Annotated in this window: 12 protein-coding genes; 3 read left to right on the forward strand and 9 right to left on the reverse strand. The window is 62.1% G+C overall.

Annotated features, from left to right (window positions below; translation table 11 throughout):
- Positions 1–89 precede the first annotated feature (89 nt).
- The 9 genes from AB3G88_RS25860 to bioB all read right to left on the reverse strand — a co-directional run bounded on the left by AB3G88_RS25860 (position 90) and on the right by bioB (position 10449).
- Positions 90–1859, reverse strand: coding sequence for an acyl-CoA dehydrogenase C-terminal domain-containing protein (locus tag AB3G88_RS25860; RefSeq protein WP_480452226.1), 1770 nt, complete (start codon positions 1857–1859; stop codon positions 90–92).
- Between the two features lie 90 nt (positions 1860–1949).
- The gene (locus AB3G88_RS25865; RefSeq protein WP_099585698.1) at positions 1950–3239 is read right to left on the reverse strand and encodes a GGDEF domain-containing protein; all 1290 of its coding nucleotides are present in this window, start codon (positions 3237–3239) and stop codon (positions 1950–1952) included.
- A 202-nt stretch (positions 3240–3441) separates the two neighbouring features.
- On the reverse strand, positions 3442–5247 hold the full coding sequence (locus AB3G88_RS25870; RefSeq protein ID WP_480452228.1) for a phenylacyl-CoA dehydrogenase: 1806 nt from the start codon (positions 5245–5247) through the stop codon (positions 3442–3444).
- Positions 5248–5503: 256 nt separating this feature from the next.
- Positions 5504–5785, reverse strand: a complete 282-nt coding sequence (locus tag AB3G88_RS25875) for a pyrroloquinoline quinone biosynthesis protein PqqE (RefSeq protein ID WP_099585700.1) — start codon at positions 5783–5785, stop codon at positions 5504–5506.
- Between the two features lie 106 nt (positions 5786–5891).
- On the reverse strand, positions 5892–6572 hold the full coding sequence (gene bioD, locus AB3G88_RS25880) for a dethiobiotin synthase (protein ID WP_099585701.1): 681 nt from the start codon (positions 6570–6572) through the stop codon (positions 5892–5894).
- Positions 6569–7381, reverse strand: a complete 813-nt coding sequence (gene bioC, locus AB3G88_RS25885) for a malonyl-ACP O-methyltransferase BioC (RefSeq protein ID WP_112192589.1) — start codon at positions 7379–7381, stop codon at positions 6569–6571. Before bioC ends, bioD begins: the two co-directional genes overlap by 4 nt.
- Positions 7374–8105, reverse strand: a complete 732-nt coding sequence (locus tag AB3G88_RS25890; RefSeq protein WP_480452231.1) for an alpha/beta fold hydrolase — start codon at positions 8103–8105, stop codon at positions 7374–7376. The genes bioC and AB3G88_RS25890 overlap by 8 nt, the downstream gene beginning before the upstream one ends.
- Positions 8098–9279 (reverse strand): 8-amino-7-oxononanoate synthase, encoded by a 1182-nt coding sequence (gene bioF / locus AB3G88_RS25895; protein WP_480452233.1) that lies wholly within the window; start codon positions 9277–9279, stop codon positions 8098–8100. The genes AB3G88_RS25890 and bioF overlap by 8 nt, the downstream gene beginning before the upstream one ends.
- Positions 9280–9393: 114 nt before the next feature.
- Positions 9394–10449: a biotin synthase BioB gene (gene bioB, locus AB3G88_RS25900; RefSeq protein WP_480452235.1), complete on the reverse strand. Its 1056-nt coding sequence runs from the start codon at positions 10447–10449 to the stop codon at positions 9394–9396.
- 92 nt (positions 10450–10541) lie between these two features.
- On the opposite strand from bioB, the gene AB3G88_RS25905 reads away from it, so the two are divergent.
- From AB3G88_RS25905 to AB3G88_RS25915, 3 genes are all read left to right on the forward strand, one after another.
- Complete coding sequence (locus tag AB3G88_RS25905) at positions 10542–11279, forward strand: ComFC family protein (RefSeq protein ID WP_480452237.1); 738 nt, start codon at positions 10542–10544, stop codon at positions 11277–11279.
- A gap of 52 nt (positions 11280–11331) precedes the next feature.
- Complete coding sequence (locus AB3G88_RS25910) at positions 11332–12096, forward strand: TOBE domain-containing protein (RefSeq protein WP_480452239.1); 765 nt, start codon at positions 11332–11334, stop codon at positions 12094–12096.
- Between the two features lie 79 nt (positions 12097–12175).
- Positions 12176–14074, forward strand: a complete 1899-nt coding sequence (locus AB3G88_RS25915) for a PhoX family protein (protein ID WP_480452242.1) — start codon at positions 12176–12178, stop codon at positions 14072–14074.
- The last annotated feature ends 113 nt before the right edge of the window (positions 14075–14187 follow it).

Raw genomic sequence — 14187 nt, forward strand, 5'->3', positions numbered from 1 at the left:
ATAGGATCGGTTTTACAGGCTCCGAGTGTACCCGAACAACTTTTCAGACACATAGGGTCCACTTGTGACTGATTGGTATTTTTAAGTCATTACAAAGCAAACGCCTCCGCCGGCAGACTCATCAGGCATTCGCTGCCCGCTTCCACCGCTGCACGGTGGGTTGCCGTACGCGGTAGCAGGCGCTTGAAGTAGAACTCGCACGTGGCCAGCTTGGCCTTGGCAAACTCGACATCGTCATGGGCCTGCGCCGCGATCGCCATGCGCAGCCACAGGTAGGCGAGGATGATGTAACCGCTGTACATCAAGTAATCCACGGCAGCGGCGCCCACTTCGTCAGGATTTTTCATCGCGGCCATGCCGACCTGGGTGGTCAGTTCGCCCCACTCTCCGTTCAATTGATTGAGCTGCGCCACAAAGGCCTTGAACTGCGGATGTTCAGCATTCGCGGCGCAGAACTTATGCACAATTTTGGTGAAGCCGCGCAGCAACTTGCCCTGGCTGCCCAATACCTTGCGGCCCAGCAGGTCGAGCGCCTGGATGCCGTTGGTGCCTTCATAGATCGGCGCAATCCGCGCATCGCGGGCCAGTTGTTCCATGCCCCACTCACGGATGTAGCCGTGACCACCGAACACCTGCATGCCGTGGTTGGTCACTTCCAGCCCGGTGTCGGTCATAAACGCCTTGCAGATGGGCGTGAGAAACGCCAACAGGTCTTCAGCGTCCTGGCGTTGAGAGGCGTCGCTGCTCATGTGCGCAGTGTCGAGCAATTGCGCGGTGAAGTAGGTCAGTGCGCGGTTGCCTTCGTTGAAGGCTTTCATGGTCAGCAGCATGCGGCGCACATCGGGGTGCACGATGATCGGATCGGCGGCCTTGTCCGGAGCCTTGGCGCCGGTGAGCGAGCGCATTTGCAGGCGGTCGTTGGCGTATTTGACCGCGCCCTGGAAGCTCGCCTCGCCGTTGCACAGTCCTTGCATGCCGGTGCCCAGCCGCGCGTGGTTCATCATGGTGAACATGCAGTTGAGGCCTTTGTTGGCCTCGCCAATCAAAAAGCCCTTGGCACCGTCGAAGTTCAGCACGCAGGTGGCCGAGGCCTTGATGCCCATCTTGTGCTCGATGGACCCGCAGTGCACCGCGTTGCGTTCGCCGGAATCGGCGTGGAACTTGGGCACGATAAACAGCGAGATGCCCTTGGTGCCCGCCGGCGCGTCCGGCAGTTTGGCCAACACCAAGTGGATGATGTTGGCGCTCATGTCGTGCTCGCCGGCCGAGATGAAGATTTTGCTGCCGGTGACTGCATAACTGCCGTCCGCCTGTGGCACGGCGCGGGTCTTGATCAGGCCGAGGTCGGTGCCGCAATGGGCTTCGGTGAGGCACATGGTGCCGGTCCATTCGCCGGCCGTGAGTTTGCTCAGGAAGGTGTCTTTCTGCTCAGGGGTGCCGTGGGCGTGGATCGCCGACATGGCGCCGTGGGTCAGCCCGGGGTACATACCCCAGGAGGTATTGCTGGAGCCGATCATCTCACTGAGCACCAGACCCAGGGATTGCGGCAAGCCTTGGCCACCGTAGGCCGGGTCCGCCGCCACACCGTGCCAGCCGCCTTCGACGTACTGGGCGAAGGCCTCCTTGAACCCCTCGGGCGTGGTAACGACGCCATTATCGAAATGGCAGCCCTCTTCATCGCCGCTGCGGTTGAGCGGCGAGAGCACGTTCTCGCAGAATCTCGCGCCTTCTTCGAGGATCGCGCTGACCATGTCCGGGCTGGCGTCGGTTGCGCCCAGCGCGGCGTAGTGGCCGTGGAAATCGAACACGTTGTCAATCAGAAAGCGCATGTCGCGCAGGGGAGCTTTGTACTCAGGCATGGTCATGTCTCCGGCAGCAGATAGTCTCAACCTACTGCCGGCGAACGCCGCAAACAATCACTGTAGAACCGCTGAATACAGCGCCATTACTCAACCGGTAGCGCTTTCCATGCGCACTGCGCCACGGCGGGTCTGCCCGGCGGCAATCACACAGTTACGCCCCGCGCCCTTGGCGGCATAGAGTGCCTGGTCGGCAGACTTGAGGACTTCTTCAGGCGTGCGCTGCTCGGCCTGGCGTTCGGCCACGCCGATGCTGACGGTCACCGACACACTCGTCGCGCCGCTGCCCGCCCGGCGCTGACGGCCTTGCTGATCGTCATGAGGGCGGTCCGCGTTGCGTAGCTTGATGTCGTAGTTGGCGACAATTTCGCGGATTTCTTCCAGGTGCGGCATGCACTCATCGAGGGTCTTGCCGGCAAATACCACGGCGAACTCCTCACCGCCGTAACGATAGGCACGCCCGCCGCCGTTGACCTTGGACAGCTTGCTCGCCACCAGACGCAGCACTTGGTCACCCACGTCGTGGCCATGGGTATCGTTGAAGCGTTTGAAGTGATCGACGTCGGTCATAGCCAGCACATAGTTGCGCCCCAGCCGTTGCATGCGCTCGTTGAGGGCGCGGCGCCCCGGCAGGCCGGTCAGTTCATCGCGGAACGCCATTTGATAGGCCTCGTGGGCCACGCCCGCAGCAATCATCAGCATCACCTGGCTACACATGATGTTCAGGGTAAACGGCAGGATGAAGGTTTTCGGCAACATCCAGAACAGCCCCAGCAGCCCGACCAATTGCGCCGCATGCAGCGGGCGCGGTTGGTACCAGTACTGTGCGGCGAGGGTGAGAAAACCGATCAGGAACATCGGATACGACAACTGGATCAGGCTCATCCAAGTGCCGTGCAGCGCCGGCCAGCGAATCTCTGCCAGCCAGTTCAGCACCGCCTGCGGAAAACTCTGTTCCAGAGCCAGCGCCACACTGCCGATGGCCAGCAACACGGCGCAGCGGGCCACGAAGTCGCGGAACAAATGGGTTTTCTCCTGCCACAGCGCGTAGATGCTGAACAGCAGCGGCAACAACAGGCAACACAGATGAAACACCACCGCCGCGTCTTCGCGCACGCGGCCGTTGTCGCGATAGAAATCGGTTTGGGTATCGAGCAGGAAGTAGGCGATGTACACGGTGATCATCAAAAACAGCTCACGCTGGCGCCGATAAACCGCGCAGTACGAACCGCCGAGCAACAGCACCAAGGTGGGCAACACGTTGAACAGTGATGTGAAGAAGACGTTGAGGTCCTTGACGTACGCAGCCGAGAGCCCGGCCAGCAAGAGCAGCAACGAAGGTAGAAAATGACTGAAACGTACAGCGGACACGCGTGACAAGGGTAAAACTCCGACCCGCAAAAAATGATGGCAATGTGCCTTGGACGGAACAGTTAAGCACACCCTGCCTGCCATGTATCACATTGCCATCACTGTAACGGCAGCCGGCGGCAATCCCTGAGCGCTGTGCTGTGTTTTTTATCCTCCAAAAAAAACCGCCGCTCCCAAAGGAAGCGGCGGTTTCAGGTAAACCCGGTGAGGCTTAGTAAGCCAGGCCGAAGTCTTCCTCTTTCATGTCCATCAGGTTGTTGGCGCCCGACAGCATGGTTGCCTTGTGCGCCAGAGTACGCGGCAGGATGCGCTGGAAGTAGAAGCGCGCGGTCTGCAGCTTGGCGGTGTAGAAGGCCTCTTCGGTGGTGCCGGCAGCCAGTTTTTCAGCCGCCAGGCGGGCCATGTCGGCCCAGAAGTAAGCCAGGCACGCGTAACCGGAGTACATCAGGTAATCCACCGAGGCGGCGCCGACTTCTTCACGGTCTTTCATCGCGGCCATGCCGACCTTCATGGTCAACTCGCCCCACTCTTTGTTCAGTGCAGCCAGCGGTGTTACGAACTCCTGAACGGCGGCGTTGCCTTCGTTGGCCTGGCAGAACTTATGCACGATCTTGGTGAAGCCCTTGAGCGCTTCGCCCTGGGTCATCAGCACTTTACGGCCGAGCAGGTCCAGCGCCTGGATACCGGTGGTGCCTTCGTACAACATCGAAATGCGGCTGTCGCGAACGTTCTGCTCCATGCCCCACTCGGCGATGAAGCCGTGGCCGCCGTAGATCTGCACGCCATGGTTAGCCGCTTCAAAGCCGACTTCGGTCATGAACGCCTTGGCGATCGGGGTCATGAAGGCCAGCAGGCCGTCGGCCTGTTTCTTGGCTTCGTCGTCGGTGCCGTACTTGACGATGTCCACTTGCTTGGCGGTGAAGTACACCATCGCACGGTTGCCTTCAGCGAAGGCTTTCATGGTCAGCAGCATGCGGCGCACGTCGGGATGCACGATGATCGGGTCAGCAGCCTTGTCCGGTGCTTTCGGGCCGGTCAGGGAGCGCATTTGCAGGCGATCGCGAGCGTATTTCAGGCCGCCCTGGAAGCCGATCTCGGCGTGGGACAGGCCTTGCAGTGCGGTGCCCAGGCGCGCGGTGTTCATAAAGGTGAACATGCAGTTCAGGCCTTTGTTCGCCGGGCCGATCAGGAAACCGGTGGCCGCATCGAAGTTCATCACGCAGGTGGCGTTGCCGTGGATGCCCATCTTGTGTTCCAGGGAGCCACAGGACACCGCGTTGCGCTCACCCACCGAACCGTCGGCGTTGGGCAGGAACTTCGGCACGATAAACAGCGAGATGCCTTTGGTGCCGGCCGGCGCGTCCGGCAGGCGGGCCAGTACGATGTGGACGATGTTGTCGGCCATGTCGTGCTCACCGGCCGAGATGAAGATCTTGGTGCCGGAGACTTTGTAGGAACCGTCGGCCTGAGGCTCGGCCTTGGTGCGCAGCATGCCCAGGTCGGTGCCGCAGTGTGGCTCGGTCAGGCACATGGTGCCGGTCCATTCGCCCGACACCAGTTTGGTCAAGTAAGCCTCTTGCTGCTCGGGAGTACCGTGCTCGGAGATGGTGTTCATCGCACCGTGGGACAGGCCCGGGTACATGCCCCACGACCAGTTGGCGGCGCCGACCATTTCACTCACCGCCAGGCCCAGGGATTCCGGCAGGCCTTGGCCGCCGTGTTCCACGTCGTGGGCCAGGCTAGGCCAGCCGCCTTCGACGAATTGCTTGTAGGCTTCTTTGAAACCCGTCGGCGTCTTAACGCCTGACTCACTCCAGGTGCACCCTTCGATGTCGCCCACGCGGTTCAGCGGTGCCAGCACTTGTTCACAGAACTTGGCGCCCTCTTCAAGGATGGCGTCAACCATGTCCGGAGTAGCGTCCTGGCAAGCCGGCAGGCTCTGATAGTGCGCTTCATAACCGAGCAGTTCGTCACGAACGAAGCGAATATCACGCAAGGGGGCCTTGTAGTCAGGCATAGCGATAAACCTCTGCTGATGTAGCTGGAATGAACAACCGCGTGGAATGTGTTGTGGCGGTCAAACAGGTGTTTGAAACATACGTTTACGACCTGGGGATGTCAAGCGTCGTCCAAGCGCCGTTTGTCATGACGTGGATCAACCCAGGCGCAACAAGGCCTGCGGCGAGATACCACATCAAAGAGAGTGTAGAGAGGGTTCAGGATAAAACAGGGCAAATGTGGGAAGGGGCTTGCCCCCCTCCCACACTTTTAGATCAGGCGTAGGTGTCGATCAGAGTACCGAGCATTTCGTCGGAAGCCTTGGCGACTTTGACGCCCAGCTCCACCTGAAACTTGCCTTCGGCCAGTTCCACCATATTGCTGGCGGAGTTGGTCGGCTGGCCACGGTTGACCGCCTGCAAGCGATCATTCTGGGCATCCGAAGGTTGGCTGGTGGCTGCACTGGCGATCTTGCCAGCGGCCTGGTCGACACGGCTTTGCCCGGACTGAATGGTATTCAGGCCCGAGTAAAACGCGCTGCTTCCAGAGATTTCCATGGCGTAAGCCTGCCTTTAGAGAATCGTGAACGCTGATTGAAGCAGAGAACGTGGCAAAACGCCCGTCAAAAACACTAATAGCACAATGCCTTACCGATAGCCAAAATCAGTCAAGCAAGTCCAACTGCAAGTATTCCGCCACGGCTTCGGCGCCGGCATGCTTGAGTTTGGGCACGCGCCCCAGGCACGGTGCGGGCAACCGTTCGGCCAAGGTGGCGAGGTTTTCCTCCAGGCGGGAAGTCTTGGGGTCGATGATGTTCGCGACCCAACCCGCCAGCGCCAAACCGTCCCGTGCGATGGCTTCGGCGGTGAGCAAGGCATGGCTGATACAGCCCAGACGCACGCCCACCACCAGGATCACCGGCAGTTTGAGCGCGATGGCCAGGTCCGACAGATTGGCCTGGTCAGCCAGCGGCACGCGCCAGCCGCCCGCGCCCTCGATCAAGGTGAAATCCGCGTGCCGCGCCAGAACCAGTTGCATGGGCTTGAGCAGCGATTGCACCGTCAGCGAAACACCGGCCTCCCGCGCCGCCAGATGAGGGGCTATAGCCGGTTCGAACGCCACCGGATTGACCTCGGCATAACTCAACGGCAATGAGCATTCGGCCAGCAGCGCCAGGGCATCGGCATTGCGCAGGCCGTTGGGGGTCACGGCACAACCGGAGGCCACGGGTTTGCCGGCGGCGGTGCTTTTGCCGGCTTGGCGGGCGGCATGCAGGAGGCCGGCGGCGACGGTGGTCTTGCCGACATCGGTGTCGGTGCCCGTAATGAAATAAGCGACGCTCATTGAGGTTTCTCCAGTACGGCATACACCACTTGATAAGTCGCCGGCAGGCCCTGGGCCTGGCGGAACCGCTCATAAGCCTCGACCAGTGCCACAATCCGCGCCCGGCCAGTCAACCCGCCGGGGCGGCCGGGGTTGAGGTTGTGTGCACCGAGGGCCTTCAATTCATGGGTCAGGCTGCGTACATCCGGGTAATGCAGCACATGGGGCTGGCGCTCCAGGCTGACCACGCGCAAACCGCTGGCCGCGCACAGTTGCTGGTAAGCCTCGAAGGTGCGGAAGCGATTGACGTGCACCAGGCCATCGGCGGCGCGCCAGCTTTCGCGCAGTTCATCCAATGTGCCCACGCACAAACTCGCAAACGCCAACACCCCGCCCGGTTGCAGCACGCGATGGGCCTCGCTGAGCACCGCATCGAAGTTCGCACACCATTGCACCGCAAGGCTGGAGAAGATCAGCTCAAAGCGCTCGGCGTTCAGCGGCAAGCGTTCGGCATCCCCCGCGATGAAGTGCTGCGCGCCACCCAAGGGCCGCGCATGGTTGAGCATGCCTTCGGCGATATCCAGGGCCACGCCCTGACTGGCGGGCAATAAATCCCCCAGCACGCGACTGAAATACCCCGTACCACATCCCATATCCAGCCAACGACGTGGCGCACAGGCTGACGGCAGGCGGGACAGCAACGCGTGCCCCACAGCGCGCTGCAACTCGGCGACGCTGTCGTAACTGGCCGCCGCACGGGAAAACGACGCCGCCACCTGGCGCTTGTCTGGCAAGGCACCCGGCAGAGGGGGGTGGGATAGATCAGTCATCGACACACTCATGCAAAAAAGCCTGGATGGCCCCCGCTACACCGTGGGGGTCTTCCAGAAGAAACGCGTGACCGGCCTGTTCAATCAGACCGATTTCAACATCGGGCAGCAGCGCCAGCAGGTCGCTGGCGGCTTCGGCGGGCACCAAGCCGTCCATACCGGCAAACAGATGCAACTGCGGGCCGCGATAGGCCAGCAAGGCTTCGCGGGTGTCCAGTTGCGCAAGCAGTTCAAGACCGGTCATCAAAATGGCGGACGGCGTCTTCGGCGCGCCGCTGACCAACAACCGCGCGAGCCCGCGAGGGTCTGCGGCGCCTTTGGCACACAACAGGCCGAAGCGCTTGAGCGTGACCTGGGAGTCCGCGTGGCACCCGGCGAGAAACGCATCGAAGGTCTCGGCGGGCATCGCACTCGGCCAACTGTCGTGGGCGACAAAACACGGGTTGCTCGCCAGGGTCAGCAAGCCACAGCAGCGTTCACCGCGTCGCGCCGCCAATTCAGAGGCCAGCATGCCGCCCAGCGACCAACCGCCAAGCCAGGTGTTGTCCGGCAAGGTGGCGTTGAGTTCATCCAACCATTCGCCGAGATCGCTGGCGTCCAGCGCCGGCAACGGCTCGATCTGTACGTGCAGATGCTCGTCCAGCCCCTGCAATGCGGCGGCCAATGGTTCCAGCGGCGATACGCCAAGGCCCCAGCCGGGCAGCAATATCAGTCGATCACGCATGGTCGGGCTCCAGGGCGCCTGGCAAGCGGAAACACTCTTCCAATGCGTTTAACAATAGCTGCACCTGCGCCTCGCTGTGGGCCGCCGTCAATGTCACGCGCAAACGGGCGCTGCCGACGGGCACGGTGGGCGGGCGGATCGCGGTGACCATCAGGCCACGCTCGCGCAGCATCCGGGACAAACGCACGGCCCTGGCGCTGTCGCCGATCAGGATCGGCTGGATCGGTGTAAAGCTGTCCATCAAGTCCAGGCCAAGCTGCTCGGCGCCGTGGCGGAACTGACGGATCAGGCCGCTGAGGTGTTCACGCCGCCAATGCTCGGTGCGCAGCAGTTCCAGGCTTTTCAACGTGGCGCAGGCCAGCGCCGGTGGTTGGCTGGTGGTGTAGATATAGGGGCGAGCAAACTGGATCAGGCTTTCGATCAAGTCTTCACTGCCCGCCAAAAACGCGCCGGAGGTACCGAAGGCTTTGCCCAGGGTGCCGACCAATACGGGCACGTCTTCCTGGCTCAAGCCGAAATGCTCGACGATGCCTGCGCCGTTGGCACCCAGCGGGCCGAAGCCATGGGCGTCGTCGACCATCAGCCAGGCGCCTTTGGCCTTGGCTTCACGGGCCAGGGCGGGCAAGTCAGCCAAATCGCCGTCCATGCTGAACACGCCATCGGTGACTACCAACGTGTTGCCGGTGGCTTTCTCCAGGCGCTTGGCCAGGCTGGCCGCGTCGTTGTGCAGATAGCGATTGAAGCGCGCCCCGGACAGTAAGCCCGCATCCAGCAACGACGCGTGATTGAGCCGGTCCTGCAGCACCGTGTCGCCCTGCCCCACCAGCGCCGTGACCGCGCCCATATTGGCCATGTAGCCGGTGGTAAACAGCAGCGCACGCGGGCGACCGGTCAGGTCAGCCAGCGCCTCTTCCAGCTCATGATGCGGCGTGGCATGCCCGACCACCAGGTGCGACGCGCCACCGCCCACGCCCCAACGGGAAGCACCGGCGCGCCAGGCTTCGATCACTTGCGGGTGATTGGCCAGGCCCAGGTAGTCGTTATTGCAGAAGGCGAGCAACGGTTGGCCGTCGACCACCACTTCAGGGCCTTGAGGGCTCGCCAGCAATGGGCGTTGGCGGTAAAGGTGTTCGGCACGGCGGGCAGCGAGGCGCGCAGAGAGATCGAAAGACATGCTGGCCTCGGTTTAACAGGATTAACTCAGTCGAGAATGTCGGACGGGCTGCTTCGCAGCCCCGCGCAGGACAAGCCTGCTCAACACAGCAAGCCGGCTCCTACAGGGTCCGAATCAAACAGCAGCGTTGTAGAACTGCTCGCTGCTCTTCTGCTCCACCAATGCCTGCTCGATCGCCGCCTGATGCACTTCATCGGCGTGCTCTTCACGGGCTTCCGGCAGGATGCCCAGGCGCGAGAACAGTTGCATGTCCTTGTCGGCCTGCGGGTTGGCAGTGGTCAGCAGTTTGTCGCCGTAGAAGATCGAGTTGGCGCCGGCGAAAAACGCCAGGGCCTGCATCTGCTCGTTCATGGCTTCACGACCGGCCGACAGGCGCACGTGGGACTGCGGCATCAGGATGCGCGCCACGGCGAGCATGCGGATGAAGTCGAACGGGTCGATATCTTCGGCGTTTTCCAACGGCGTACCGGCCACTTTCACCAGCATGTTGATCGGCACCGACTCTGGATGCTCCGGCAGGTTGGCCAACTGGATCAGCAGGTTGGCGCGGTCGTCGAGGGACTCGCCCATGCCGAGGATGCCGCCGGAACAGATCTTCATCCCCGAGTCACGCACATAGGCCAGGGTTTGCAGGCGCTCGCTGTAGGTGCGGGTCGTGATGATGCTGCCGTAGAACTCCGGCGAGGTATCCAGGTTGTGGTTGTAGTAGTCGAGGCCGGCCTGGGCCAGGGCTTCGGTCTGGTCCTGGTCGAGACGGCCGAGGGTCATGCAGGTTTCCAGGCCCATGGCTTTCACGCCCTTGACCATCTGCAGCACGTACGGCATGTCTTTGGCCGACGGGTGTTTCCAGGCGGCGCCCATGCAGAAGCGGGTCGAACCGATGGACTTGGCGCGAGCGGCCTCTTCGAGGACCTTCTGCACCTCCATCAGCTTTTCTTTTTCGAGGCCCGTGTTGTAGTGGCCCGACTGCGGACAATATTTGCAATCTTCCGGACAGGCGCCGGTCTTGATCGACAGCAGGGTCGACACCTGTACACGGTTCGCGTCGAAATGCGCACGGTGTACGGTCTGCGCCTGGAACAAGAGGTCGTTGAACGGCTGCACGAACAGTGCTTTGACTTCGGCCAGGGACCAATCGTGACGCAAGGTGGCGGTGATGCTGGCGCTCATGGGCGATTCCTTGATTATGCTTGGGCTCTCGCTGCGGGAAAGGTAATACCCGCAGGCGCGACACGGATGCTCGGCATATTTAAGGAAGATCCATGCACTGTCAACCTGGACACAAACACCAAGTTTACATCTGGTCAAAAAACACACAAACCTGCTTACTCTGCGACGAAGCCACAGAAACAGCCGATTGTGTGTGCAACGTCTGCGAAACCGAGCTGCCTTGGCTGATGGAGCATTGCGAAATCTGCGCGCTGCCCCTGGCGATGGACGGGTTGGTCTGCGGCCAATGCCTCAAACAACCGCCCGCCTTTAAACAAGTCATCGCGCCCTGGACCTACAGTTTTCCCGTGGACACCCTGATCAGCCGCTTCAAGCACCAGGCACGCTGGCCACTCGGGCATCTGCTGGGGCACTTACTGGGAAAATACCTGCAACATCGCTTCGACAACCACGAACTCATTCGCCCGGACGCACTGCTGCCGGTGCCCATGGCGAGCCAGCGCCTGCGCGAGCGCGGTTATAACCAGGCGCTGATGCTGGCGCGCTGGCTCAGCGCCGACCTGACTATCCCCTGCAATGAACACGTGTTGTTGCGCCCCCATGAAACCCTGGCGCAACAGAACCTCGACGCCAAGAGCCGCAAACGCAACCTGCTCGACGCCTTTGCCCTGGCCCCTGATGCGCAGGTACAAGACCGCCACTTCGCGCTGGTGGACGACGTACTCACCACCGGCGCTACCGCCCACAGCCTGGCGCGGCTGTTGATCAGCGCCGGAGCGCGGCAGGTGGATGTGTACTGCCTGGCCCGCACCCCCAAGCCTGGCACTTGACTCTCATGCCGCACGGCCGCAACGTCCGCTCATCCCAACACAGCGTATGCCCATGTCTCTCCCGACTTTGCTCAGCCAACATATCGTCCGCCGCCCCCAGCGCATCGCCCTGCTGGGGCATATCGCCGAACAGGGCTCCATCACCCGCGCCGCCAAAAGTGCTGGCTTGAGCTACAAGGCCGCGTGGGATGCCATCGATGAACTGAACAACCTCGCGCAAAAACCCCTGGTAGAACGCAGTGTCGGCGGCAAAGGCGGTGGCGGTGCCAAACTCACCGCCGAAGGCGAACGGGTGTTGCGCCTCTACCAACGCCTGCAAGCGTTACAGGCCGAGGTGCTGGGTTCGGACGAAGCCGCCAGTGACTTCAATCTGTTGGGCCGCCTGATGCTGCGCACCAGTGCACGCAACCAGCTGCATGGCCAGGTCAGCGCGATTGAAAGCCACGGCCGCAATGATCTGATTCATTTGCAACTCGCGGGTGGGCTGACCCTCACAGCCCAAATCACCCATGACAGCACGCAACGGCTGGAGCTGGAGATTGGCGTGGAAGTCGTCGCACTGATCAAGGCCGGCTGGCTGGAATTGCTCGCATCGCACAGCGCTGCAACACTCGGACACAATTGCATGAGCGGTACGGTAGACGCCATTCTCCACGCCGAGGACGGCCCCAGCGAAGTGCGCATCGCCCTGCCCAATGGCCCGGTTTTATGCGCCCTGGCGCAGCCCGACGTACTCAAGGCCCTGGACGCCACCGAAGGCCGGGAGATCCACGTGCAATTCGCCCCCAGTCATGTATTGCTCGGTACGCCAGTCTGAGCCGCAGAGTTCTTCAAACTGCAACAACTTCGTCACACCCGCTCCTTATGGTGTCTGCAAAAACCGCAGGGAGCCTGAGATGAGCCTATTAGAAGAAAACCAAGCCACCGACCTTGAGCAGATGGTTGGCCTCACCCGCCGCCGCTTTATCGGCGCCGGCGCCTTGTGCGGTGCCGCGATGTTCCTGGGCGGCAACCTGTTGAGCCGCAGCGCCCTGGCCGTGAATGCCGCTTCCGCCAGCCCGCTGCTGGGGTTTGCCAGCATCGCCGCCGCGACCAGCGACACCATCACCTTGCCGCCGGGCTACAGCGCCTCGGTGTTGATCAGTTGGGGCCAGCCGCTGCACAAGAGCGCGCCGGCCTTCGATCCGTCCGGCAACGGCACGGCCAAGGCCCAGGAGCAACAATTCGGCGACAACAACGACGGCATGAGCCTGTTCGCCTTCCCTGGCGACGACAACCGCGCGCTGATGGCGATCAACAACGAATACACCAACTACCGCTACCTCTACGCCCACAGCGGCGCGCCGCAATCGGCCGAAGACGTGCGCAAGGCCCAGGCCAGCGAAGGCGTGTCGGTGATCGAAGTGCGGCGCAAGGGCGACACCTGGCAGTTCGTCCAGGATTCACGCTACAACCGCCGCATTCACGGCAACTCGCCGATCCGTCTGAGCGGCCCCGCTGCCGGCCACGACTGGCTGAAAACCAGCGCCGACAAATCCGGCAAGAAAGCCCTCGGCACCTTCCAGAACTGCGCCAACGGCATGACACCGTGGGGCACTTATCTGACCTGTGAAGAGAACTTCACCGACTGCTTCGGCAGCAGCAACCCACAACAAACCTTCGACGCCGGGCAGAAACGCTACGGCGTAGTGGCCGCCAGTAAAGAGATCAACTGGCACCTGCACGACCCACGCTTCGACATGGCCAAGAACCCCAACGAACTCAACCGCCATGGCTGGGTAGTGGAAATCGACCCGTTCGACCCGCAATCCACCCCGGCCAAACGCACGGCCCTGGGCCGCTTCAAACACGAAAACGCCGCCCTCGCCGAAACCCGCGATGGCCGCGCCGTTGTGTACATGGGCGACGATGAGCGCGGCGAGTTCATCTACAAGTTCGTCAGCCGCGACAAGATCAACCACAAGAACCCCAAGGCCAACAAAGACCTGCTCGACCACGGCACCTTGTATGTGGCGATCTTCGACGCGGGCGATGGCGATGCCGACCATCCAAAAGGCAAAGGCCAATGGGTTGAGCTGACCCATGGGAAAAACGGCATCGACGCCAGCACGGGCTTTGCCAATCAGGCCGAAGTGCTGATCCATGCGCGCCTGGCCGCCAGCGTGGTCAAAGCCACGCGCATGGACCGCCCGGAGTGGATCGTGGTCAGCCCCTCCGATGGCCAGGTCTATTGCACCCTGACCAACAACGCCAAGCGCGGCGAAGACGGCCAATCCGTGGGCGGCCCCAACCCACGGGAGAAAAACGTCTACGGTCAGATCCTGCGCTGGAAAGCCAATGCCGATGACCACGGCGCGGCCGATTTCAGCTGGGATTTGTTTGTGGTGGCCGGCAACCCCGGCGTACACGCGGGCAAGCCCAAGGGCGGCTCGTCCAACATCAACCCGCAGAACATGTTCAACAGCCCCGACGGCCTGGGTTTCGACAAGGCCGGACGCCTGTGGATCCTCACCGACGGCGACTACAGCAACGCGGGCGACTTTGCGGGGATGGGTAACAACCAGATGCTCTGCGCCGACCCGGCGACCGGTGAAATCCGTCGTTTCATGGTCGGGCCGGTGGCGTGCGAGGTAACGGGGATCAGCTTTTCGCCGGATCAGAAAACGCTGTTTGTGGGGATCCAGCATCCGGGGGAAACCGGCGGTTCGACGTGGCCGGAGCATCTGCCGAATGGGAAGCCGCGGTCTTCGGTGATGGCGATTCGCAGGGATGATGGCGGGATCGTCGGCGCCTGATAGGGCCCCATCGGGGGCAAGCCCCCTCCCACATGGGAACGCATTTCAAATGTGGGAGGGGGCTTGCCCCCGATGGCGATACTCAAGTCGCCCCCTATCTCAAGCCCGGTGCG

This window comes from Pseudomonas arvensis (assembly GCF_056688935.1).